This window comes from Massilia sp. 01N410 (assembly GCF_056399665.1).
Genome location: NZ_JBFTRV010000003.1, coordinates 57,766 through 79,753, shown reverse-complemented (window position 1 = coordinate 79,753; position 21,988 = coordinate 57,766). Strand labels below are relative to the sequence as shown.

At 68.5% G+C, this 21,988-nt stretch carries 20 protein-coding genes; 9 read left to right on the top strand and 11 right to left on the bottom strand.

The window, feature by feature from the left end; genetic code table 11:
- Positions 1-4: 4 nt before the first annotated feature.
- Positions 5-988: an SDR family oxidoreductase gene (locus AC1DOP_RS05275; RefSeq protein WP_477250201.1), complete on the bottom strand. Its 984-nt coding sequence runs from the start codon at positions 986-988 to the stop codon at positions 5-7.
- Between the two features lie 170 nt (positions 989-1,158).
- On the opposite strand from AC1DOP_RS05275, the gene AC1DOP_RS05270 reads away from it, so the two are divergent.
- The gene (locus AC1DOP_RS05270) at positions 1,159-2,628 is read left to right on the top strand and encodes a GGDEF domain-containing protein (RefSeq protein ID WP_477250199.1); all 1,470 of its coding nucleotides are present in this window, start codon (positions 1,159-1,161) and stop codon (positions 2,626-2,628) included.
- The gene (locus AC1DOP_RS05265; protein ID WP_477250197.1) at positions 2,629-4,281 is read left to right on the top strand and encodes a SulP family inorganic anion transporter; all 1,653 of its coding nucleotides are present in this window, start codon (positions 2,629-2,631) and stop codon (positions 4,279-4,281) included.
- A gap of 9 nt (positions 4,282-4,290) precedes the next feature.
- On the opposite strand, the gene AC1DOP_RS05260 is transcribed toward AC1DOP_RS05265, so the two are convergent.
- Positions 4,291-4,926 carry a 1-acyl-sn-glycerol-3-phosphate acyltransferase gene (locus AC1DOP_RS05260; RefSeq protein ID WP_441933429.1) on the bottom strand — a complete coding sequence of 212 codons (636 nt, stop codon included), beginning with the start codon at positions 4,924-4,926 and terminating at the stop codon, positions 4,291-4,293.
- Positions 4,927-5,097: 171 nt separating this feature from the next.
- On the opposite strand from AC1DOP_RS05260, the gene arsC reads away from it, so the two are divergent.
- A complete protein-coding gene (gene arsC, locus AC1DOP_RS05255; RefSeq protein ID WP_441933428.1) occupies positions 5,098-5,439 on the top strand; it encodes an arsenate reductase (glutaredoxin) in 342 nt (113 codons plus the stop codon).
- A gap of 20 nt (positions 5,440-5,459) precedes the next feature.
- Here arsC and AC1DOP_RS05250 read toward each other — a convergent pair whose 3' ends face one another.
- Entirely contained in the window at positions 5,460-6,557 is a 1,098-nt protein-coding gene (locus AC1DOP_RS05250; protein ID WP_477250194.1) for a DUF1565 domain-containing protein, read from the bottom strand.
- Between the two features lie 219 nt (positions 6,558-6,776).
- Between AC1DOP_RS05250 and AC1DOP_RS05245 the strand changes: the two genes are divergently transcribed.
- The gene (locus AC1DOP_RS05245; RefSeq protein WP_441933426.1) at positions 6,777-7,631 is read left to right on the top strand and encodes an aldo/keto reductase; all 855 of its coding nucleotides are present in this window, start codon (positions 6,777-6,779) and stop codon (positions 7,629-7,631) included.
- Here AC1DOP_RS05245 and AC1DOP_RS05240 read toward each other — a convergent pair whose 3' ends face one another.
- From AC1DOP_RS05240 to AC1DOP_RS05225, 4 genes are all read right to left on the bottom strand, one after another.
- Complete coding sequence (locus AC1DOP_RS05240) at positions 7,632-9,410, bottom strand: putative bifunctional diguanylate cyclase/phosphodiesterase (protein WP_441933424.1); 1,779 nt, start codon at positions 9,408-9,410, stop codon at positions 7,632-7,634.
- Complete coding sequence (locus AC1DOP_RS05235) at positions 9,397-10,725, bottom strand: sensor domain-containing diguanylate cyclase (RefSeq protein WP_441933422.1); 1,329 nt, start codon at positions 10,723-10,725, stop codon at positions 9,397-9,399. Before AC1DOP_RS05235 ends, AC1DOP_RS05240 begins: the two co-directional genes overlap by 14 nt.
- On the bottom strand, positions 10,722-11,114 hold the full coding sequence (locus AC1DOP_RS05230) for a phosphonate transporter (protein WP_441933421.1): 393 nt from the start codon (positions 11,112-11,114) through the stop codon (positions 10,722-10,724). The genes AC1DOP_RS05235 and AC1DOP_RS05230 overlap by 4 nt, the downstream gene beginning before the upstream one ends.
- A 116-nt stretch (positions 11,115-11,230) precedes the next feature.
- Positions 11,231-11,662 (bottom strand): acyl-CoA thioesterase, encoded by a 432-nt coding sequence (locus AC1DOP_RS05225; protein WP_441933419.1) that lies wholly within the window; start codon positions 11,660-11,662, stop codon positions 11,231-11,233.
- Positions 11,663-11,832: 170 nt separating this feature from the next.
- Here AC1DOP_RS05225 and AC1DOP_RS05220 point away from each other — a divergent pair, with 170 nt between their 5' ends.
- The gene (locus tag AC1DOP_RS05220) at positions 11,833-12,192 is read left to right on the top strand and encodes a hypothetical protein (protein ID WP_441933417.1); all 360 of its coding nucleotides are present in this window, start codon (positions 11,833-11,835) and stop codon (positions 12,190-12,192) included.
- Positions 12,193-12,198: 6 nt separating this feature from the next.
- Here the strand turns inward: AC1DOP_RS05220 and AC1DOP_RS05215 are convergent, their stop codons facing one another.
- From AC1DOP_RS05215 to AC1DOP_RS05205, 3 genes are all read right to left on the bottom strand, one after another.
- The gene (locus tag AC1DOP_RS05215; RefSeq protein ID WP_441933415.1) at positions 12,199-12,960 is read right to left on the bottom strand and encodes a hypothetical protein; all 762 of its coding nucleotides are present in this window, start codon (positions 12,958-12,960) and stop codon (positions 12,199-12,201) included.
- Between the two features lie 13 nt (positions 12,961-12,973).
- Positions 12,974-15,616 carry an aminopeptidase N gene (gene pepN, locus AC1DOP_RS05210; protein WP_477250190.1) on the bottom strand — a complete coding sequence of 881 codons (2,643 nt, stop codon included), beginning with the start codon at positions 15,614-15,616 and terminating at the stop codon, positions 12,974-12,976.
- 175 nt (positions 15,617-15,791) lie between these two features.
- Complete coding sequence (locus AC1DOP_RS05205) at positions 15,792-16,856, bottom strand: alkene reductase (RefSeq protein ID WP_441933411.1); 1,065 nt, start codon at positions 16,854-16,856, stop codon at positions 15,792-15,794.
- A gap of 167 nt (positions 16,857-17,023) precedes the next feature.
- Here AC1DOP_RS05205 and sugE point away from each other — a divergent pair, with 167 nt between their 5' ends.
- Positions 17,024-17,344, top strand: a complete 321-nt coding sequence (sugE, locus tag AC1DOP_RS05200; RefSeq protein WP_441933409.1) for a quaternary ammonium compound efflux SMR transporter SugE — start codon at positions 17,024-17,026, stop codon at positions 17,342-17,344.
- A gap of 14 nt (positions 17,345-17,358) precedes the next feature.
- Here sugE and AC1DOP_RS05195 read toward each other — a convergent pair whose 3' ends face one another.
- Positions 17,359-18,135 (bottom strand): substrate-binding periplasmic protein, encoded by a 777-nt coding sequence (locus tag AC1DOP_RS05195; RefSeq protein WP_441933407.1) that lies wholly within the window; start codon positions 18,133-18,135, stop codon positions 17,359-17,361.
- A 180-nt stretch (positions 18,136-18,315) separates the two neighbouring features.
- On the opposite strand from AC1DOP_RS05195, the gene AC1DOP_RS05190 reads away from it, so the two are divergent.
- The 3 genes from AC1DOP_RS05190 to AC1DOP_RS05180 are packed head-to-tail and all read left to right on the top strand — an operon-like array spanning position 18,316 to position 21,984.
- Positions 18,316-19,326, top strand: coding sequence for an NAD-dependent epimerase/dehydratase family protein (locus AC1DOP_RS05190; protein WP_441933405.1), 1,011 nt, complete (start codon positions 18,316-18,318; stop codon positions 19,324-19,326).
- Positions 19,319-20,356, top strand: coding sequence for a glycosyltransferase family 2 protein (locus AC1DOP_RS05185; protein ID WP_441933404.1), 1,038 nt, complete (start codon positions 19,319-19,321; stop codon positions 20,354-20,356). The genes AC1DOP_RS05190 and AC1DOP_RS05185 overlap by 8 nt, the downstream gene beginning before the upstream one ends.
- A complete protein-coding gene (locus AC1DOP_RS05180) occupies positions 20,353-21,984 on the top strand; it encodes an ArnT family glycosyltransferase (protein WP_441933402.1) in 1,632 nt (543 codons plus the stop codon). The genes AC1DOP_RS05185 and AC1DOP_RS05180 overlap by 4 nt, the downstream gene beginning before the upstream one ends.
- Positions 21,985-21,988 lie beyond the last annotated feature (4 nt).

The following is a 21,988-nucleotide window of genomic DNA, read 5'->3' as shown; positions in this document are numbered from 1 at the left end:
TAGATCACTCGCCCACCGAACCCGTAATCGGCAGCACCACGCCCGTCACATAACCCGAGCACACGTTCGACGCCAGGTAGACGTAGGCCGGCGACAGCTCTTCCGGCTGGGCCGGGCGGCCGAAGGTGGTCTGCTGGCCGAACTTGGTGATGTCCTCGGGCGACTGGTCGGCCGGGTTCAGCGGGGTCCACACCGGGCCCGGGGCCACGGCGTTCACGCGGATGCCCTTGTCGAGCAGGTTGGCCGCCAGCGACATCGTGAAGGCGTGGATGGCGCCCTTGGTGGTCGAGTAGTCGAGCAGTTTCTTCGATCCCTTCAGGCCGGTGACGGAACCGGTGTTGACGATCGCGGCGCCGCGCTTCATGTAGGGCAGACAGGCCTTGGCCATGTGGAAGTAGCCGTAGATGTTGGTCTTCATGGTCTCGTCGAAACGGTCTTCCGTCAGGTCGAGCAGGGACTCGGCATGCTCCTGGAAGGCGGCATTGTTGACCAGGACGTCCAGGCGGCCGAATTTGGCGACGATCTGGTCGACGGCCTGCTGGCAGAACTCCATGTCCTTGACGTCGCCGGACACGGTCACGCACTGCTGTCCCTCGGCTTCGATGTGGCGCTGGGTCTCGGCGGCGTCCTCGTGCTCGTTCAGGTAGAGGATGGCGACGTCGGCGCCTTCGCGCGCGAACAGGATCGCGACCGCGCGGCCGATGCCGGAATCGCCGCCGGTGACGATCGCCACCTGGCCGGCCAGCTTGCCGCTGCCCTTGTAGTGCTCGGCCATGAATTTCGGCTTCAGTTCCATCTGGGCTTCGAGGCCGGGCTTGGCCAGGTGCTGGGCCGGAAAGTCGCCCGACGGCTGCCGGATGCCGGTCTGGGCGGGTTTCTCTTCGCCTGCGCCCGAGCCATGATCGCCTTTCTGCATGCTGCCGTCCAGCTGGTCCTGGCGGTTCTGAATCGCTTTCTGCTTGTTCGCTACATCATCCTGGTTTGCCATGCCGATCTCCTTGTGCACTCGGTAGTACGTCATCCTTCAGTATTCCCGCCGGGTGGGCTTCGCTACCGTGCGCTTCCACACACAGCGCCGCAATTGCTAGGCGCGCATGGTGCTTTGTGGCAAACTTCAGCCCGTAGCACGCTATACCTTCAGCTTTTCCAGGAGTGCAGATGTCGCAGCTGACCGAGCAGGATGCAGGATGGACCGGGATCTACCTCAGCCCGATGGCGCCGCGCCGCGCCGACTTCGCCCAGGCCTGCGGGCCGCTGTTCGCGCGCCTGGACCTAGCCGATAGCCCCGAGGCCGCGCTCGCGCTGCTGGCCGCACAGGCACCCCGCCTGTTGATCGTCGACCTCGAACGCTTCGAGCCGGGCATCGATCTCGATGCGCTGGGCGGCCTGCTGGCGCGTCGCGGCGGTGCCCGGGTGCTGCTGCTGTGCCCCTTCGCCAACGCCCGCTGGCTGCCGCTGCTGAACGCATCCGGTCCGGCCGCGTATGCGATCACGCCGATCGAAGCGCCGCGCCTGCAGGACGTCGTGCGCGCATGCCTGGAGACGCCCGCCGGCGGCGCCCCGGCCGCCGATGCCGGCGCCTTGCGTGCGCTGCTGGCGCTGCGCGTCCGCGTGCAGGCGGCGCTCGAGGAAGGCGAAGAAGAAAGCCTGGCCGAGCGCCTGTGCCGGGCCTTGCTGGCGTGGCCGGGCGTACTGCACGCCGCCATGTTCCAGCTGCGGGGCGACAACGACCTGCAGCTCGAGGCCGAATCGGGCCGCGGGCCGGCCGCCGGCCTGCGCCTGGCGGCGCTGCTGCAGCGTGGCGAGCGCCTGCTGCAGGTGCCGCTGCGCCATGCCTTCCCCGGCCTGCTGGCCGCCGCCAGCGGTGAACTGGTCCTGCTCGACACCCTGGAGCAGGCCGGCGAGCCGGCGCTGGCCGAGACCCTGGGCGCGCACGGCGTGGTGCAGGCGCTGGGCATTCCGGTGCCGGCCGACGGTCCCGGCGCCCCGCGCGGCGCGCTGTCGCTGCTGCTCGACGACGGCGCGGCGCTGGCGCCGGAAGTCTTCGACACCCTGCGCGACTGCGCCGCCATGGCCGCGCTGGGCCAGCGCCAGATCGACATGAACATCGAGAGCGAGCAACTGCTGGCGCGCCTGACCTATGTGTCGACCATGGACGCCCTGACCGGCGTCGCCAACCGCCGCCACGGCGAGGAACTGCTCGAGCGCGAGGTGCGGCGCGCGCGCCGCTACCGCACCCCGCTGGCCCTGCTGTCCTTCGACATCGACCGCTTCAAGGCCATCAACGACAACTACGGCCATCCGGTCGGCGACGTCGTCCTGCGCACGGTGGCCGACTGCGTGCGCGCGGTGCTGCGTTCGAGCGATGTGCTGGTGCGATCGGGCGGCGAGGAATTCCATGTGATCGCGCCCCACACCAGCGCCATCGACGGCCTCAAGATGGCCGAGAAGATCCGCCAGGCGGTCGAGCAGGCCGCGATTCCCGGCTGCGACCACGTGACCGTCAGCCTGGGCGTGGCCCAGCTGGGCGAGCAGGAGAGCGCCGATTCCCTGTCCCGGCGGGTGGACGCCGCGATGGCGCGCGCCAAACGGGCGGGGCGCAACTGCGTCGAACTGGCGATGCAATAGATGCTGGGCTGGTTGAAGGGCTACCGGCGCGCCTGGCTGCCGGGCGACCTGGGCGCGGGCGCCGTCGTCGCCATGATGATGATCCCGCAGGGCATGGCTTACGCCCTGGTGGCCGGACTGCCGCCGGTGGTCGGCCTGTACGCCAGCATCGCACCGCCGCTGCTGTACGCGCTGTTCGGCACCAGCAGCACGCAATCGGTGGGGCCGATGGCGATCGTCGCGCTGATGACGGCATCGAGCCTGGCGCCGCTGGCGAGCCATGGCAGCGCGCTGTACGGCGAGCTGGCCGCGCAGCTGGCCCTGCTGTCCGGGCTGGTGCTGCTGGCCTGCGGCCTGCTGCGGCTCGGCTTCCTCGCCAATTTCTTCTCGCGTCCGGTGATGAACGGTTTCACCATCGGCTCCGCGATCGTGATCGCGGTCGGCCAGGTCCGCCCCCTGCTGGGCGCCGCGCCGCCGCACTGGCACGGTCCCAGCGCCGCCCTCGGCCTCGGATCCCTGGCGCTGCTGATGCTGGCGCGCCGCCACGGCGCCGCCTTGCTGAGGCGCTGCGGCCTGGCACCGGGCGCCGCCGATGTCGGGGCGCGCCTGGCGCCGATGGCGCTGGTGGCCGGCGCCATCGCCCTGGTCGCCATCTTCGGGCTCGACCGCATGGGCGTGCGGACCATCGGCCAGGTGCCGGCCGGGCTGCCGCAGCTGAACCTGGCCGTCTCCAACGCGCACTGGCGGGCGCTGCTCCAGCCGGCCCTCCTGATCGGCTTCATGTGCTTCCTGATCTCGATGTCGGGCGCCCAGACCCTGGCGGCCCGGAAGGGGGAAAAGCTGTCCACCGACGCCGAGCTGGTCGGCCTGGGCGCGGCCAACGTCGGCAGCTTCCTGAGCGGCGCCTTTCCCGTCACCGGCGGCCTGTCGCGTTCCGCCGTCAATTTCGCGGCCGGCGCCAACACCCAGCTGGCCGGGGTGAGCGCGGCCGCGCTGTTGGGCGCCGCCCTGGTACTGCCGACCGGCTGGCTGGCCCTGCTGCCGCTGCCGGTGCTGTCGGCCACCATCATCGTCGCCGTGCTCGGGATGCTGGAGACCGCGACCCTGCGCACCGCCTGGCGCTACGACCGCGCCGACGCGCTGGCGCTGCTGACCACCGCCGGCGGGGTGCTGCTGCTGGGCGTCGAGGCCGGCGTCGTGCTCGGCCTGCTGCTGTCGATGGGCGCGATGATCTGGCGCGAGAGCCGGCCGCATATCGCGGTGCTGGGCCGCATCGCCGGCACCGAACATTTCCGCAACGTCGACCGCTACGAGGTCGAAATCCGCAGCTGCGTGCTGCTGCTGCGCGTGGATGCCGGCCTGTTCTTCGGCAACGTGGAAGCCGTCCACGCGCGGGTCGAAGAAGAGCTGGCGCTGCATCCGGGCGCCCGCGAGCTGGTGCTGGTGCTGTCGGCCGTGAATGCGATCGACACCTCGGCGCTGTTCGGCCTGCTGGAACTGAATGCGGAACTCGGCCGGCGCGGCGTGCGCCTGCACCTGGCCGAGGTGAAGGGACCGGTGATGGACAGGCTGAAGGAATCGAGCCTGCTGGATCGCCTCAGCGGCCAGGTCTTCCTGACCACCGCGAAAGCCTGGGACGCCCTGTCCGCCAGCGACGAATCCTGGTCGGTCTGAGCGCTCCGCTTATTTGCCCGAGGTCTGCTTGCGGGCGTCGTCGGTGCCCGGCTCGGCCAGGCGGATCGGCGCCGCATCCTTCGGATACTTCGCCTGCACGCCTTCGTAGGCCTGGGCGATCGCGGCCATGTCGGCGGCTTCGTCGCCGCTCAGGGTCATGGTCTTGGTGACGTCGACGACCTTTTTGCCGTAATCGATGGACACCAGCAGCACCGGCACCTGGGCCGCCAGCGCGATGCGGTAGAAGCCGCTCTTCCAGTAGGGACGGTAGCCGCGCGTGCCTTCCGGCGTGATCGCCAGCCAGAACCACTTCGATGCCAGCATGGTCTCGGCCAGGCGCCGGATGGCGCCCTGCGGCGCGCTGCGGTCGACGGCCACGCCGCCCCAATAGCGCATGATGGCGCCCATCGGGCCGCGGAACAGGGAATCCTTGGCCAGCCAGCGGAATTGCAGGCCGACCGCCCACTTGGCCAGCAGGCCGACGAAGAAGTCGAGATTCGAGGTGTGCGGGTAGACCACGGCGATGCCGTGCGGGCCGGGCAGGGGTTTGAAATATAGATTCCAGCCGATCAGGTTCAGCAGGCGCAGGGCGGTGCGCTGGCCCCAGGTCGGCAGCTGTGCCGGGCGCGTCAGGTATTCTTGCATTGTGTCTCTTTCAACCGGGCTTCTTTCATTTCGTCCCGGCAAATAAAGCGGCGATTCTATAGCGGGAAAAAACGCCGGACAAGCGAAAAAACTGGAAGCGTTGTAGCGCCGTCGGTATCATGCCTCGCCTGAGCAACAAGACTCACGCATTCTGCAACCTGGGATTTAACGATGGATATCAAGATTTTTCACAATCAGCGCTGTGGCACCTCCCGCACCACGCTCGGCCTGCTGCGCGACGCCGGCCACGAACCCGAAGTGGTCGACTACCTGGCCAATCCGCCCGCACGCGAGGAGCTGAGGGAAATGATCGCGAACGCCGGCCTGTCGGTGCGCGAGGCGGTGCGCAGCAAGGAAGCACGCTACGCCGAGCTGGGACTGGACGGCGCCGACGACGAGGCCCTGCTGGACGCCATGGTCGCCAATCCAATATTGATCAACCGGCCTTTCGTGATCACGCCGAAGGGTGTGCGCCTGTGCCGGCCTTCGGAACGGGTGAACGAGATCCTGTAGAGCGTCAAACGCTCTTGAACTCAGTGCTGGCAGGCGCCGATGTCGACCGAATCCGCCGGCCCGCGCAGCTTGCCGTAGAAGTCGGGCCCGTCGGCGCCATGCTCGAGGCCCTTGCCGATCGCCGGTGAATCCGCCGCCAGGCGGAAGTCCGGCGTGCCGCTGCGCGAGTAGCCGATGAAGCCGGGTGCGGCGGCGACGGTGCCGGACTGGCGCATGCCCTCGGCCAGGCGCCAGTCCGCCCCGCGGTTTCCGAACACCAGGTTGTTGCGGTAGCTGTTGTGCTTGCCCGTCGCGCCCTGTTCGGAAATGCCGTAGCGGTTGTCGAACACGATGTTGTTGAACACGTGGGTATGGTCGTTCGGCCCCTTGCTGTGATAAAAGTCGCCGCCGCCGACCAGGATGCCGGTGTTCGAGGCCGTGACCGTATTGTTGACCACCACCACCCGATTGGCGTCGTGCCACAGGTGGATGCCGGCTTCGGTCACGCGGTAGACGATGTTGTTGCGCACCGTGCCCGAAGTGCTCATGGCGATGCCCTTCACGTAGCGGCAGCCGGGCGGGCCGATGTCGTGCACGCTGTTGCTGGCGACTTCGGAAAACATTCCCTTGTAATAACTGTCGACGGCGATGCCGGCGCCGCCCTTGCTGGTGCAGGGCTGGCCGGTGGCGATGTGGTGCACGTGGTTGGCGGCGATGCGATTATAGGAACCGGTGCTGTAGATGCCTGTAGTCCAGGCTTGTCCGGCAACGTGGGCCGAGCCGTCGACCTCGAAGCCGAGGATGTCGACGTAGCTGGCGCGGTTGTCCCAGGCCACCTCGTGCCGCGAGGCCGGCGGCGGCACCAGGCGGGCCTGCCAGCGTTCGGTGGAGCGGAACACGATGCGGGCATTGGCCAGGCCGTTGACGCTGGTGCGGAAGCCGCCCTGGTAGGTGCCGGGCAGCACGTTGACCGTGGTGCCGGGCGTGACCAGCTGGGCCGCACGGGCCAGCGAGCGCAGCGGTGCCGTGGGCGTGCCGGGGTTGCTGTCCAGGCCGTCCGGCGCGACGTAGAGCTCGGTCGGCACGATCTGGGGCGTGACCGCCACCGGATGGTTGTCCTTGACGGTGCAGCCTGTCATGGCAAGGACTAGAAGAAAGAAACGGAAGCGCGTCAGTGTCATGGTCGCAAGGCATGGGGCCGGTAAGAACCTGTCGGCTCTAAGCGGCCCAGTGTGCGCCTCGCAGGGGCGCGGAAACCCGGCTGCCTCAATCTCGCTTTTGTGCGCGCACAAACCCATGCGGCGCTTTGCTGCATGCCGTGTCTGCGGTATGGTTGGCTTTTACGCAAGGGAGGAAGCATGAAGGGATTGCTGTTGCCATCCGGAAGCCGGATTCCCGTGCTCGGCCAGGGCACCTGGAACATGGGCGAGGATCCATCCGCCCGCCGCGGCGAAGTAGCGGCGCTGCGCCTCGGGCTGGAGCTCGGCGTGACCTTGATCGACACCGCCGAGATGTACGGCGAGGGTGGCGCCGAGGAAGTAGTGGGCGAGGCGATCGCCGGCCGCCGCGACCAGGTGTTCCTGGTCAGCAAGGTCTATCCCCACAATGCCGACCGCCGCGGCGTGCAGGCGGCTTGCGAGCGCAGCCTGCGGCGCATGAAGACCGACAGCATCGATCTCTACTTGCTGCACTGGCGCGGCAACGTGCCGCTGGAAGAGACGCTGGAGGCCTTCGTGCGCCTGCGCGAACAGGGCAAGATCCGCGACTTCGGCGTCAGCAACTTCGACCTCGACGACATGCTGGAAGCGGCGGCGCTGCCCGGCGGCGAACTGATCGCCACCGACCAGGTGCTGTACAACCTGTCCCGGCGCGGCATCGAATGGGAGCTGCTGCCGTGGTGCCGCGAGCGGCGCATCCCGGTAATGGCCTACTCGCCGCTGGAGTCGAACCCGAACGAGCAGGCCGGCCTGCTGGGCAATCCGCAACTGGCGGCGGTGGCGGGCCGCCATGGCGTGACGCCGGCCCAGGTGGCGCTGGCCTGGCTGCTGCGGCAGGAAAACGTGGTGGTGATCCCGAAGGCGGTGCGGCCACAGCACGTGCGCGAGAACCGCGCCGCGCTGGACCTGGCGCCGGCGCTCAGCGCCGAAGACCTGGCCCAGCTGGATGCCGGGTTTCCGCCGCCGCAACGGAGACGGCCGCTGGCGATGCGTTGATCAAGCCGCTTTGCACAGGCCGGCCCGCAGCCAGTCCACGAGGGCCGCCGAAGTCAGCGGCCGGCTGAACAGATAGCCCTGTCCCTTGGCACATTGCTGACCGCGCACGGCGGCGGCCTGGGCTTCGGTCTCGATGCCCTCGGCCACCGTGCTCATGCCCAGGCTCTGGGCGACCTTCACGGTGGCTTCGATCAGCACGCGGTGGTGCTGGCTGGTGTCGGCCTGGCAGACGAAGGAGCGGTCGATCTTGACCGTGTCGACCGGCAGCTGGTGCAGGCTGGACAGCGAGGAATAGCCGGTGCCGAAGTCGTCCAGCGCCAGGGTGATGCCGATCGCCTTCAGCTCGTGCAGGCGCTGCTGCACCTGCTGGTCCTGGGCCGCCAGGCTTTCCGTCACTTCCAGCTGCAGCTGGGACGGGTGCATGCCGGCATCGAACAGCACGCCGCGCACCGTGGCCGGCCACTCAGGCTGGCCCAGCTGGGCGCGCGACAGGTTCACCGCCAGCAGGCGCGGGGCGGCGTCGCCGAGTTCGCGCTGCCAGCCCATGAAGTCGCGGCAGGCGCGGCGCAGCACGAAATCGCCCAGCGCCCCGATCAAGCCCGATTCCTCGGCCACCTGGATGAATTCGAAGGGCGCCACCACGCCGCGCGCCGGATGCTGCCAGCGCACCAGGGCTTCGACCCCGGCCGAGAGGTCGGTGCCGCCGTCGGCGCGCAGGCCGACCACCGGCTGGTAGACCACGAACAGCTGATCCTCGAGCAGGGCCAGTCTCAGGTCCGACTCGATGTCGGCGCGGCGCGCGGCGCGTTCGCGCATGGCGGGCTCGAACATGGTGCACTGGTTGCCGCCGGCGCGCTTGGACTCGACCATCGCGATGCTGGCGTCGCGCAGCATCTCGCCGGCGAAGTCGCCGGCATCCGCGCCCCAGACCAGGCCGATCGACAGCTTGCAGGTGACTTCCTGGCCGCCGGACAGCTGGTGCGGACGGCCCAGCGCGTCCAGCAGGCGCGCCGCGATGCGTTCGGCGTCGTCGCGGCTGCGCAGGCCGTCGAGCAGCACCGCGAATTCGTCGGCGCCGACCCGGGCCGCCAGCTGGCCGCTGCCGCCGTTCGGATCGATGCGGTCGCTGGGCGGGCGCAGGGTAGCGCGGATCCGCTCGCCGATCTGCACCAGCAGGCGGTCGCCGGCGCTCTGGCCGAGGGCGTCGTTGATCTGGCGGAAGCGGTCGCAATTCATGAACAGCAAGGCGAAACCGCCACGGTTCGGATCGAGCCCGTACGAGCGGGCCAGCATCTGCTGCGCCTGCTCCAGCAGGGCTTCGCGGTTCGGCATGCGGGTCAGGGCGTCGGTGCGGGCCGCCGTCTTGAGGCGCCGGGCCAGCCTTTCCTGCTCGCGCTGGACTTCATGGGTGGCGTCGGTGACCACCGCCATCAGGCGGGTCGGGTCGAGCTTCAGCACCGACAGCGAGAGCCACTGCGGCGTGCCGGGCCCGGCGGCGTCGCCGAGCTGCAGGCGCAGGCCTTCGCAGACCGCGCCGGACGGCTCGGTGAAGTTGTCGGTCAGTTCGCGCAGCTGCGGCGCCACGCCGGCCAGCACGGTGAACAGGTTGTCCATGCTGCCGTCGCGCACCAGCGGCATCAGGAGACTGGACGACATCGGGTTCAGCATGTCGACCGCGCCGTCCAGGCTCGCCTGCACCAGGCCGATCGGGGCCCGGTACAGGAACTGCACCAGGGCTTCGTAGGCGTCGGCGTGATTGATCGGCTTATCGGTGTGCATCGCGGTCTCCGCTCCAGCATTCGATCCGGTTGCGTCCGTTCGCCTTGGCGGCGTACAGGGCCCGGTCGGCGCGCTTGATCAGGGTGTCGAGATCGATGGTCTCGCCGGCATCGACGGCGGCGATGCCGGCGCTCACGGTGTACGCGATCGAAACGCCGTCGCACACGACCGGCTGGCTTTCGACCAGGCGGCGCAGGCGCTCGGCCACGGCCTCGGCGCCGGCCAGGGTCGAGGAGGGCAGCAGCACGGCGAATTCCTCGCCGCCCACGCGCGCCACCACGTCGACCTGGCGGAAGGTCAGCGACAAGGCCGCGCCGAGCTGGCGCAGCACGCAGTCGCCGGCCGGGTGGCCATGGCGGTCGTTGATCTGCTTGAAGTGGTCGGCGTCGAACAGGACCAGGGCGATCGGGCGCGGCGTGCGGCGGTTGCGCGTCAGCTCCAGTTCGGCGGCTTCGAAAAAGGCGCGGCGGTTGGCCACGCCGGTCAGGTGGTCGCAGAACACCGACTTGCGGCGCTTGTCGACGGTGTCGCGCTTGTCGCTGATGTCGCGCAGGACCAGGCAGTAGGCCGCTTCGCCGTCGGCGGGCAGGTCCGGCTCGCGGTCCGGCAGCGGCGAGATCATGGCGCTGCCCCAGAACTGGCTGCCGTCCGCACGCAGGCGCGGGCCTTCGTCCAGGCTCCAGCCATTGGCGTCGGCTTCGTGCAGGCGGTCCTGTACCTGCTCGGCGGTGGTCGCGCCTTCGGGATAGAACACGGAATAGGGCTGGCCGACCACCGAGGGCTGGAAGCCGGTCACGCGGCCGATGGTCTCGTTCCAGTCGCTGACCCGGCCTTCGCGGTCCAGCCCGACCAGCGCATAGTCGCTGATGCTGGTCAGCAGGGCGCTCAGCCAGGCGTCGCTCTGGCGCAGCTGGCGCTCGCGGCGCACCTGCTCGCTGACGTCCTGCAGCACCGCCATCAGGCGCGAGCCGTCCAGCTTCAGGAGGCTCAGGGACAGCACCTGCGGCACCCGCATGCGCTTGCCGGCGGCGCCGCTGTTCAGGTGGATGTGCAGGCCGTCGCAGATCATGCCGCTCGGGCGGTCGAAGTTTGCGCACAGGTGGCGCAGCTCGGGCGCCACGTCTTCCAGCGCCGTGAACAGATTGGTCAGGCTGGCGTCGCGCGAGAGCGGCATCAGGAGCTGGGCCGAGATCGGATTGATCATCACGATCTCGCCGTCGATGCCGGTCTGCACCAGACCCACCGGGGCAAGGTAGAGGAACTGGATCAGCGCCTCATGCTCGGCCGCCAGTCGGGCGTGCGCGTCGGCGCTCACAGCTTGCGCTGTACCAGCACGTAGCGTTGCTCGCTGCCCGGCTCGGCCAGCAGGCGCAGCTTCACCTTCACCGGACGCATGCGCAGGGTCAGCACGTAGTCGATGGTATCGTCGAGCGCATTGCCCTCGTCCTGGGCGTCTTCGAAGCGCTGGGCCACCATGAAATTGTTCATGCAGGGGGCGACGTTGGTGAACAGCGGCTGGCCCAGCACGCGCGCGGCGTGCAGGCCGGCGGCGTCGGACTCGGTCTGGTTGTACTTGCAGACACTGGTATCGGCGCCGAAGCCGATCACGCCGAAGTCGAGGCGGTCGAGTTGTTCGGCATTCAGTTGCGCCAGCTGGCCATGGAGGCCGGGCGCGGTGAAAGACAGGTCGGTGGCGGCGGTCATGGCGATGTTTTTTTTGTCGGAAAGCGAAAATTGTTGCAACACAGAAAGGAATGGTGACATGTCAGATTCCGCATGTCAAATCAATCGTGTGCGCATGTGACATTGGCACAAGGGGTTCAGTCGACGATCGCCGGCATGTAGGCGGCGAGGAACTCCTGCGGCATGCGGCGCGGCTTGCCGCTGCCGATCTCGATGCAGACCAGGTCCCAGCGGCCGCGCAGCACGGTGGCGCGGTCGCTGGCGCGCACCAGCTGGAAGCGGCGCGCCATCGACAGCTTGCCGTCGCCGCCCACCAGCCAGGTGGCCAGCAGCAGTTCCTCGTTCTCGAAGGTCGGCAGGATGTAATCGTATTCGCCGCGCCGGATCGCCATCGCGCGGTCAAGGCGCCGGTAATCCTCCAGGCCGAGCCCGAGCGATTCCGAATGGGCCCAGCCGATCTGCTCGCACCAGCGCACGTAGACGGCGTTATTGGTATGGTTCAGCCCATCGATATCGGCGGCGACCGGCACGCGCGGCAGCGTGAAAGGGTTTGCATGATCCCAGTTCAAGACGGTTCCTTCCTGGCGTTTGCGGTAGGGCCGGCCATTCTACAGCCGGTGCATGCGACACGCCAGGACGCGCTTTGCGACAATCAAGGCGGAGATGATGCAGCTCAGGCGTGCGCCGGGAACATCAGGGCGCTAATGTGGTCAAGCATCCGTTCAACGCGGGGGAGCCGATGTACACGATGATTCTGTTGCTGTATCTGCAGGCGGGGCTGGACGTCACCCTCGACCAGGCCAATCTGCGCGGGGAGTTCCGCAGCATGGGCGACTGCGAAGCCGCGGCGCGCAAGCTGCGCGGGCCGATCCCGATTCCGCGCAACGTCCAGGCCGCCTGGCAGGACGTCATGTGCATCAAGATCGATCCGAAGGTCAGCGTCAACCAGATGAAGCCGGTCGAGCTGGGCAAGCTGCTGCAGGAGCATCCGCCACTCGGTTGCCAGGGGGAGGGGGCGTGGGAGCGGGTGGCCGAAATGTGCGTGGCGGCGCCTGCGGCGTCGAAAGGTGGCGCCGACAGCCCGGGCGGCAAGCGCTGAGCCCTCTCAGTCTTTCTTCCACTCCACGTTGCTGGGGCAGGGAATGTTATCGGCCACCTCGTTACCCATGGCCATGCGTCCCATGCCGAGCGGACTGATGTTGCCGCCGCGCCGGCAGATGCTGCCGTTGCCGATCCGCTTGCGGTAGATGACGGTGCCGTCCGGCGAGGTATAGGTGTCGAAGTGCACGCTCTTCGAGCGGTCGACATGGGCCGCTTCGAGGCCGCGCCGGAAGCGTCCCATCGGCGTGTCCGGCTCGTCCGGCACTCCGGATTTCCCATTGCGCAGCCCGCGGTCGATGCGGCCGGCCTGGCGCTTCGCCAGCCCGAGGGCGAAGCCGCCGTCGGCTTCCTTCTGTTCGCGGATCGCGTCCTGGACGGTGGTTGGCGCATGCGCGTCTTCGAGGCGCGGAACTGTGGGCGCCGCAGGCACGGCGGCGGGAGCGGGATCGGCAGGCGTGGCGGCCGGCGCGCCGGACTTCGCCGTTGGCGGCAAGGGGCTGTTGAAGAAATCGGCGATCGGCGGCAGGTGCCCGGCCCGCGGCCTCGGATAGCCCGGCGCGGACGGCGCCTCGGGTTTTGACGGCGTCGGCGGCGGTAGCGCGGGAACGGTGCGCAGCAGCCAGGTTGCCGCCTCCGGCGTCTCCGGCATGGGCGCCGGACGATGCCGCATCCAGGCCGGCAGCATCGCCATATGCATGAAAAAAATCAGCGCCAGCGCAGCGCGGTTCCTGGGAGGGAAACCTGCTGCGCCGGCGCCGTAGCTCATGCGGCGGGCTTGCTTACTTGACCGTCAAGGCCTGCTTGATCGCCACGCAGCGCTGGTCTTCTTCCAGCGTGTCGAGCAGGGCGCGGCGGGTGCCGGCGGACAGGTCCTTCATCTGCGCGCTGGCGGCCTGCAGGCGCTTGACGCTGGCCGGGGTGCAGCCCGACGGGATCATGCTCGGACCGTAGGCGCGCATGTAGACCGGGCCGGCCGTCTTGTCCAGCTGCGGCAGCAGGGACAGGCGCTGGTCGGCGGACTTCTCGGCCAGGGCTTTCTGCTCGGTCGGATACAGGCTGCCCATCGCCGTGCGCACCTTCGAGAACGGCAGCTTGGTCTTGGTGTCCTGGATGGTGCCGAGCCACTCGGACTTCACCGCCGGGTCCGGACGCACCACCGTCGACGCCAGCGCCGCGGCCTGGCCGCTGTCCGACTTGTCGCGCTCCTGCTCGGCCTTCACCAGGTTGGCCGCGCCCGGATAGTCGTAGCGGTTCAGGCGGGCGATGATGGCCCAGCGCAGGTCCTGGTTGATGCTCAGGCCGTCGAGCGTCTGCTTGCCTTCCAGCAGAGCGGCCAGACGGTCCAGCGCCGGACGTGAGCTGGCCACGCCGATATACATGCCGAACCAGCGGCGCTGGAAGTCGTCGTTGCCCTTGGCGGCGACGGCGGCGTTCCAGGCCATGTCCTCGAGCTGGCGGTCGACCTGGCGTGCGTAGGCACTGTTCGGGTCGATGGCGACGAGGTAATGGCGGGCGGCGCCGACCTTGCCCAGCACGTCGCCCAGCAGGGTGTAGTCCTTCTCCTGCGGCGCGTTGTTCAGCGCGGTGGTGATGAATTCGTTGAGCGGCAGCTTGGCGTCGCGCACGCCGTCCCACAGGCTCTGCCACAGCATGGCGCGCAGCAGAGGATCGTCGACGCCAGAGAGGCCCGTGCGCGCGGTGTCGAAGGAGCGCTTGTCCAGCTGGACCTTCACGAAGCCCCAGTCCTCGAAGTTCGGGTACACCAGGTCGGGGCAGCTGGCGCCGACCATGCCCGGCACGGCCGTCTTCGCGCCCTTGTAGATGATGGCGACGTTCTTGTCGAGCTTCAGTTCCTTGCCGTCCAGGCGGAAGCTGGCGACCTGCACGCGCTGTTCGCGCAGGGTCGGGAACTGCTTCGTGGCCGACTGGTCGAGCGTGAACGAAGCGATCTTGCCGTTCTTGCAGCTGAAGCTGGCGGCGATGGTGTTCACGCCCGGCTGGTACAGCCACTCCCTGGTCCAGCCCTTCAGGTCGCGGCCGGCGGCGTCGCCCAGGCTGCCGATGAAGTCGTCCAGGGTGGCGTTGCGGTACTGGTACTTGACCAGGTAGTTGTGCACGCCCTTGCGGAAGGTGTCCGCGCCCAGCAGGTGGCGCAGCTGCATCAGGGTCGAGGCGCCCTTCGAATAGGTGATCGCGTCGATGTTGTCGAAGGCGTTCTGGGTCGACGGCACCGGCACCTCGATCGGGTGGGTGGTCGAGCGCTGGTCCTGCGCATAGGCGCTCTGCTTGCCTTCCGAGTAGAAGGCGCGCCAGGCGTCCTTGAACTCGGTGGCTTCGGCAGTGGCCAGGGTGCCCATGAAGGATGCGAAGCTCTCGTTCAGCCACAGGCCGTTCCACCACTTCATGGTGACCAGGTCGCCGAACCACTGGTGGGCCATCTCGTGCATGATCACCGCGGCCAGGCGCTGGCGCTGCTCCGAGGTCATGTCGGCCTTGTACATGAAGCCGCGCTCGGCGAAGGTGATGGCGCCGGCGTTTTCCATCGCGCCATACAGGAAGTCCGGCACCAGGATCTGGTCGTATTTCTCGAACTGGTAGGGGATGCCGAAATAGTCGTCGAAGAAGGCGAGGCCGGACTTGGTGTACTTGAACCACTCGGCCGGCTTGATCTGCGAGGCAACCGACTGGCGCGCGAACAGGCGCATCGGGTACTTGCCGCTGCTGTCTTCCCACTTCTTGTAGGGGCCGGCGTGCATCGAGAAGTTATACGGGCTCAGCTTCTTGGTCCTGGGGAAGGTCCAGCGTTTGGCATCGCCATCGGCATCGATCTTCGTCTCGCGGGTAGTCGAGATCACTTCCCAGTCGGCGGGGACGGTCACGTTGACCTGGTAGGTGCCCTTCAGGTCGGGCTGGTCGAACACCGCGAACATCTGGTGGGCGGCGGCCGGCTCGAAGTGGGAATAAGTGTAGACGCGGCCGTCGACCGGGTCGACCATGCGGTGCAGGCCTTCGCCGTTGGTGCTGTGCGGACGCTCGTACGCGATGGCGACGGTATTGCGGCCCTTGACCAGGTCGCCGGCGGCCAGGGTGATGAACCAGCCGTTGTACTGCGGGGTAACGCTCTTGCCGTTCACCGTCACCGACTTGACGCTAGCCTTGTCGAGGTCGATGGTGAGCGGGCTGGACGCATCGTTCAGGTCGAAGCTCAGGGTCGTGGTGCCGCTGAAGTTCTCCTTGCCGGTCAGCGTGAAGTCGAGCACGTAGTCGACGTTCGAGACGCGGGCGGCGCGGGCGGCGGCATCCTGTTGCGACAGGAAGGCGTTTTCGGCGCGCGGCGCGGCGGCGGTGGCGGCATGGGTGGCGGGAGCGAAGGCCAGCGCGGCGGCGATGGCGAGCGGCATCAGGCGAAGAGCAGTTTTCACGGTTATCCTTGCGGCGATGGTCTGGGAATGAATCGCGCAAGAATAGCATGTCAGCAACATTAATCGTACTGATATGCCGGCCGGAACGGAGATTTTTTGCTGCCTTCGCCGCCCGTAGGGGGAAGTAAATACCCTTCGATATATGCATGCATATATCGAAGGGCGGCAAAAGCGCTTAGCCGTTCGCCTGCAAGGCCGGATAGTCGGTATAGCCCTCCGCACCCGGTGCGTAGAACTTGTCCGGACGCGCCGGGTTCAGCGGGGCGCCGGTCTTCAGGCGGGCCGGCAGGTCGGGGTTGGCGATGAACCACTGGCCCCAGGCAACCGCGTCGGCCTTGCCGCTGGACAGCAGCTCCTCGGCGCTTTCCTTGCTCATCTTTTCGTTGGCGATGTAGACGCCGCCAAAGATCTCTTTCAGCTGCGGACCGAGGCTGTCCGGGCCGACCGCTTCACGCGCGCAGATGAAGGCGATGCCGCGCTTGCCCAGCTCGCGGGCGACATAGCCGAAGGTTTCCAGTGGGGCCGAATCGCCCATGTCGTGGGCGTCGCGGCGCGGCGCCAGGTGCATGCCGACGCGGTCGGCGCCCCAGACTTCGATGCAGGCGTCCGTCACTTCAAGCATCAGGCGGGCGCGGTTCTCGATCGAGCCACCGTAGGCGTCGCTGCGCTGATTGGTCTTATCTTGCAGGAACTGGTCGAGCAGATAGCCGTTGGCGCCGTGGATCTCGACGCCGTCGAAGCCGGCCTTCTTCGCATTCTCCGCGCCCTTGCGGTAGGCGGCGACGATGCCCGGGATCTCTTCCAGGTCGAGGGCGCGCGGGGTCTCGTATTCCTTGACCGGCCGCACCAGGCTGACGTGGCCGGCCGGCTTGAGCGCCGACGGGGCCACCGGCTGGTCGCCGTTCAGGAACAGCGGATCGGAGATGCGGCCCACGTGCCACAGCTGCAGGAAGATACGGCCGCCGGCCTGGTGCACGGCCGCCGTCACCTGTTTCCAGCCCTCGACCTGCTCGTCGGACCAGATGCCCGGGGTGTCGGCATAGCCCACGCCCATCGGCGTCACGGAAGTGGCTTCCGACAGGATCAGGCCGGCCGAGGCGCGCTGCCCATAGTATTCGGTCATCAGGGCGTTCGGCACGCGGCCTTCGCCGGCGGCGCGCGAGCGGGTCAGCGGCGCCATCACGATGCGGTTCGGCAGCTCCAGCGCGCCGACTTTCAATGGATCAAACAACGAAGTCATTGCTACTCCTGTTCTTGTTGACTGGGGATTCAGTAAGGCCGTGTCATCTTAAAGCACACGCGCAATTCCTGCCGGGATCGCCTCGTTTTTGACGCGCCGGCCGCAGGTGAGTCCATGGCGCCGGTGCTATACTTGCGGCCCTTTGAGTGAAGATGAGCGGAGTTGCGATGAGCTGGGCGTATCTGGTGGTTGCCGGACTGTTGGAAGTGGCCTGGGCCGTGGGTCTGAAATACACCGCCGGCTTCACCCGCCTGTGGCCCTCCGTGTTCACCCTGGCAACGATGGCGGGCAGCGTCGGCATGCTGGGCCTGGCCCTGCGCGCCTTGCCGCTCGGCACCGCCTACGCCATCTGGACCGGCATCGGCACCGTCGGCACCGCAGTGTTCGGGATGATCATGCTGGGTGAGCCGGCGGGCGCCCTGCGCCTGCTGTCGATCGGCCTGATCGTGGCCGGCATCGTCGGCCTGAAGCTGCTTACGCCGGCCTGATCCGGCGCGACGGGTCAGTGCAAGCCCGTCCAGCGCGTGTAGATGCGGTCCAGCTCGCCGTCCGCCTTGAGCTTCTCGAGTGCGGCGCCGAGCAGGCGGGCGAGGTCGGGATCGGCCTTGCGGCTCACCCAGAAATACGAAGGCGCGGCGCCAAGGACCACAGGGAGCACGCGCACGCGCGGGCCGAGCCCCTCGCTGTGGATGTAGTGCTGCAGGGTCACTTCGTTGAGGTAAGCAAAGCGGCCGTGTCCGGCCAGCATCTTGTGCAGGTTGACGCCGTTGTCGTCGGTGGCGTCGTCGACCTGCACGCCGCCCGCTTTCAGCCAGTCCGTGAACACCGAGCCACGCTGGGTCGTGACCAGCGCGCCCAGTCGCACCAGGTCCTGCATGTCGCGCACCACGGCCGTGTCGCCGGCGCGCGCCACCAGCAGATGGCGCGCGACGTACACCGGTTTGCCCACCGGTACCGCGATGGCATTGCGGCGCGGCGAGGCGATCAGGGCGCAGGCGGCGTCCAGCTTGCCCGACTCCAGCCCGGCTTCGATGCCGGGCAGCGAGCGGCTGCGGTCGTAGCCCATGAAATGCAGGCGCGGCTCGATGCGCTCGATCGCGGCCATGACGTCCGGACAGATCCCGGTGACCCGCCCGGGCAGGGCCACCCATTTGGGCGCGATGGCTTCCTGCCCGACGACGCGCACGTCCATGGCCCACGCGCCGGCGCAGGCCGCCAGTCCGACGATGAGTGCCGCCAGGCGGTGAATGTGCTGTGATGCCTTGAAGCTGTTTGTCATTGTTATCGTTATGGTTCTATCAAGCGCCAGGATTGTCGCACGAAGCGACATCATGCCGCGCGCCGATTAACGCCGCCCGCACTCCGCGCACGTTTGATCCGTTCGGCATAGCCGCACCCTCAGCTCCCTAAACTCGGTGGCGAACCGGGGCCGCTTCGCCCCGACCGCGGAGGGAAACCGATGATCCTGTTGACGGGAGTGGCCGGCTTCATCGGCATGCACCTGGCGCGCCGCCTGCTGGCCGAGGGACATGAGGTGGTCGGCATCGACCATCTCGGACCCTGCGCCGAGCCCGGGCTGAAGGAAAGGCGCCTGGCCGCGCTGGGCGATGCCGCCGGCCTGCGCTTTTACCGCGTGGACGTCACCGACGGTGCCGCGCTGGACGCCCTGTTCCGCGAGCACCGTTTCGAACTGGCCATCCATCTGGCGGCCCAGACCGGCGTGCGCTATTCCTCCGAACATCCGCACGAATGCGTGATCAACAATGTGGCGGGCTTCGCCAACGTGCTCGAGTACAGCCGCCGGCACGGTCTCGGGCACCTGGTCTACGCCAGCAGTTCCAGCACCTACGGCGCCAACCGCCGCCTGCCGTTCAGGGAGCACGACCCGGTCGACCACCCGGTCAGCGTGTACGCCGCCAGCAAGCGCAGCGACGAGCTGCTGGCCCACAGCTACAGCCACCTCTACGGCCTGCCCACCACCGGGCTGCGCTTCTTCACCGTCTACGGGCCCTGGGGACGGCCCGACATGGCGCCGATGCTGTTCGCGAAGGCCATCGCGGCCGGCCGCCCGATCGAGGTCTACAACGGCGGCCACATGCTGCGCGACTTCACCTATATCGACGACGTGGTCGAAGCGGTGCTGCGCCTGTGCGGGCGGCCGGCCGAGCCGGATCCGGACTTCGATCCGCTCGATCCGCACCCGGCCACCAGCCATGCGCCTTTCCGCATCTACAACGTCGGCAACCAGCAGCCGGTGCAGCTCTCGGAATTCATCGACGCCCTCGAGGACGCGCTCGGACGCCGCGCCGAGCGGCTGGGGCGGCCCATGCCCGGCGCCGACATGGCGGCCACCTGCGCCGACACCCACGACCTGCGGCGGGCGATCGGCTGGGCGCCGTCCACGCCGCTGCGCACCGGCATCGCGCACTTCGTCGCGTGGTTCCGCCACCATGGGGCCTGCCATGCGTAAGCAAGAGGCGGCGCTGGAGCCGCATTCCCTGTCGCTGGTCGTGCCCATGCACGACGAGGAAGACAATGTGCTGCCGCTGAGTACCCAGGTGCAGGCGGCGATGGCGGCGGCGCCCTGGCCGTGGCAGCTGATCCTGGTCGACGACGGCAGCCGCGACCGCACTGCCGAGCGTATCCGCGAAGCCGTGGCCACCAGTCCCGGCCACATGGCGGCGGTCATCCTGCGGCGCAACTTCGGCCAGACCGCCGCGATGCAGGCCGGCATCGACGCCGCCGGCGGCAGCGTGATCGCCACCATGGACGGCGACCTGCAGAACAACCCGCACGACATCGTGCGCATGGTGAGGCGCCTGCTCGACGAGGACCTCGACCTGCTGGTCGGCTGGCGGCGCGAGCGCAAGGACAGCTTCTGGCTGCGCCGCTTGCCCTCGATGCTGGCGAATCGCCTGATCGCGGCCGTCACCGGCGTGCGCCTGCACGACTATGGCTGCTCCCTGAAGGTCTACCGCGCCCCGGTGCTGCGCGAGATCCGGCTGTACGGCGAGATGCACCGCTTCATCCCGACCTGGATGGCCACCGTGACCTCGCCCGACCGCATCCGCGAAGAGGAGGTCAGCCACTTCCCGCGCATCCACGGGCAATCGAAGTACGGCTTGTCGCGCACCTTCAAGGTCCTGCTCGATCTGCTGTCGATGTATTTCTTCGTGCGTTTCCGCGCCAGCCCCGGCCATTTCTTCGGACGCATCGGCCTCGCCTGCGGCTTCGCCGGCACTGCGGCGCTGGGCTGGCTGGCCTGGCTCAAGCTGGGGGAGGGCGAGGCCATCGCCAGCCGGCCGTTGCTGCTGCTGGCGGTGCTGCTGGTCGTGATCGGGGTGCAGTTCGTCTGCACGGGCATCGTCACCGAAGTGCTGGCGCGCACCTATTTCGAGGTCGGCGCCGCCCGCACCTACCTGGTCCGCGAAACCCTGGGCGGCCTGGGCGAAGCGGACCCCGCCGACGGGCGCCGCGCCGGCGAGGCGGCGCAGCCATGAGCGGCGGTCCGTTGAGGGAAGGCGCCGGCCTGCCGCGGTCCATGGGAGGCGACGGACGCCGGCTGGGCAGGGCGGCTGCAACGGCCGAGGCGGTGCCCTGGCTGCTGCCCCTGCTGCTGGCCGGCGCGGTCCTGATCGGGCTCTACCTGAACCTCGGCGCCTTGCCCCTGTTCGACGTCGACGAGGGCGCCTTCGGCGAAGCCACGCGTGAGATGCTCGAACGCGGCGACTACGTGTCCACCTGGCTGAACGGCCAGCCGCGCTACGACAAGCCCATCCTCGTCTACTGGCTGCAGGCGGCGTCGGTGCGGGTCCTGGGCCTGGACGCGTTCGCGCTGCGCCTGCCGTCGGCGCTGGCCGCCAGCGCCTGGATCGTGGCCGTCTTCGCCTTCGCGCGCCGGCACATCGACCGCGACACCGGCTACGCCGCGGCCTTCATTGCCGCCGGCACGGCCGGTGTCGGCGTGATCGGGCGCGGGGCGACCGCCGATGCGCTGCTCAACCTCTTCCTGGCGCTGAGCATGTTCGACATCGTCCGCTACGCCGGGGACCCGCGGCCCTTGTGGCGACGGCGCGCCTTCCTGTGGATCGGCCTCGGCCTGCTGACCAAGGGGCCGGTGGCGCTGCTGGTGCCGGGCGCCGCCAGCCTGCTGGCCTTCTCGCTGCTGGGAAGAATGGCCGACTGGGGGCGGGCGGTGCGCGACCCCGCCGGCTGGGCCATCCTGCTGGCGGTCGCCTTGCCCTGGTACCTGCTCGAATACGTAAGCCGCGGGGATGCTTTCCTGGCCGGCTTCTTCATGCGCCACAACGTCGAGCGTTTCCTTTCGCCGCTGCAGGGGCATGGCGGCGGGCCTTTGTATTACCTGCCGGCGATCCTGGTGCTGCTGCTGCCGTATACCGGGCTGTTCCTGCGCAGCTTGCCCGGACTGCGCAAGCTGCGGCATCCGCGCGCGACGCCGCTCGACACCTTCCTGTGGTGCTGGTTCCTGTTCGTCTTCGTGTTCTTTTCGCTGGCCGGCACCAAGCTGCCGCACTACCTGCTGTATGGTGCGACCCCGCTGTTCATCCTGATGGCGCGAGAGCGCGGCACGCTGCGCTCGCATGTGCTGGCCTTTACGCCGCCGCTGCTCTTCCTCGGGCTGGTGGCGGCCCTGCCGGTCTTGCTGGAGGGCCTGCCCCCCGGCATCCGCAACCCCTATGTGCGCGAGGCGCTGGGCCGGACCGAGGTGTTCGGCGCGGGCTGGCGACTCGGCGCGCTGGCGCTGCTGGCGGCCGTGCTCGGGCTGGCGTTGTGGCGCGGCGCCTCGCTGTGGCGGCGCCTGGCCCTGGCCGGACTGCTGTGCTCGCTGGCCCTGGCCTGTCTGCTGCTGCCGGCGGCGGCCGAGTTGCAGCAGGGTCCGCTGAAGGAAGCGGCCCTGCTGGCCCGGCGCGCCGGCTGGGAGGTGCACAGCTGGCGCATCGATATGCCGAGCTTTTCGGTCTACCGCGGCGCCGTCACGCCGGCGGCGCCGCCGCTGCCGAGGCCCGGCCAGGTGATCCTGACCCGCAGCGACGCCCTGGCTGCCCTCGGCCCGGTGCGGCTGCTGTATCGCAAGGGCGGCATCGTGCTGGCCCGCATGCCTGGATGAGGCA

Excerpts from the sequence above, each read along its gene's own strand:
- AC1DOP_RS05230 (WP_441933421.1), bottom strand. The coding sequence starts at position 11,114 with ATGACCGCCGCCACCGACCTGTCTTTCACCGCGCCCGGCCTCCATGGC.
- AC1DOP_RS05185 (WP_441933404.1), top strand. The coding sequence starts at position 19,319 with ATGCGTAAGCAAGAGGCGGCGCTGGAGCCGCATTCCCTGTCGCTGGTC.
- AC1DOP_RS05250 (WP_477250194.1), bottom strand. The coding sequence starts at position 6,557 with ATGACAGGCTGCACCGTCAAGGACAACCATCCGGTGGCGGTCACGCCC.
- AC1DOP_RS05215 (WP_441933415.1), bottom strand. The coding sequence starts at position 12,960 with ATGAGCTACGGCGCCGGCGCAGCAGGTTTCCCTCCCAGGAACCGCGCT.
- AC1DOP_RS05180 (WP_441933402.1), top strand. The coding sequence starts at position 20,353 with ATGAGCGGCGGTCCGTTGAGGGAAGGCGCCGGCCTGCCGCGGTCCATG.
- AC1DOP_RS05245 (WP_441933426.1), top strand. The coding sequence starts at position 6,777 with ATGAAGGGATTGCTGTTGCCATCCGGAAGCCGGATTCCCGTGCTCGGC.
- AC1DOP_RS05195 (WP_441933407.1), bottom strand. The coding sequence starts at position 18,135 with ATGACAAACAGCTTCAAGGCATCACAGCACATTCACCGCCTGGCGGCA.
- AC1DOP_RS05240 (WP_441933424.1), bottom strand. The coding sequence starts at position 9,410 with ATGCACACCGATAAGCCGATCAATCACGCCGACGCCTACGAAGCCCTG.
- arsC (WP_441933428.1), top strand. The coding sequence starts at position 5,098 with ATGGATATCAAGATTTTTCACAATCAGCGCTGTGGCACCTCCCGCACC.
- AC1DOP_RS05220 (WP_441933417.1), top strand. The coding sequence starts at position 11,833 with ATGTACACGATGATTCTGTTGCTGTATCTGCAGGCGGGGCTGGACGTC.
- AC1DOP_RS05205 (WP_441933411.1), bottom strand. The coding sequence starts at position 16,856 with ATGACTTCGTTGTTTGATCCATTGAAAGTCGGCGCGCTGGAGCTGCCG.
- sugE (WP_441933409.1), top strand. The coding sequence starts at position 17,024 with ATGAGCTGGGCGTATCTGGTGGTTGCCGGACTGTTGGAAGTGGCCTGG.
- AC1DOP_RS05260 (WP_441933429.1), bottom strand. The coding sequence starts at position 4,926 with ATGCAAGAATACCTGACGCGCCCGGCACAGCTGCCGACCTGGGGCCAG.
- AC1DOP_RS05275 (WP_477250201.1), bottom strand. The coding sequence starts at position 988 with ATGGCAAACCAGGATGATGTAGCGAACAAGCAGAAAGCGATTCAGAAC.
- AC1DOP_RS05190 (WP_441933405.1), top strand. The coding sequence starts at position 18,316 with ATGATCCTGTTGACGGGAGTGGCCGGCTTCATCGGCATGCACCTGGCG.
- AC1DOP_RS05270 (WP_477250199.1), top strand. The coding sequence starts at position 1,159 with ATGTCGCAGCTGACCGAGCAGGATGCAGGATGGACCGGGATCTACCTC.
- AC1DOP_RS05265 (WP_477250197.1), top strand. The coding sequence starts at position 2,629 with ATGCTGGGCTGGTTGAAGGGCTACCGGCGCGCCTGGCTGCCGGGCGAC.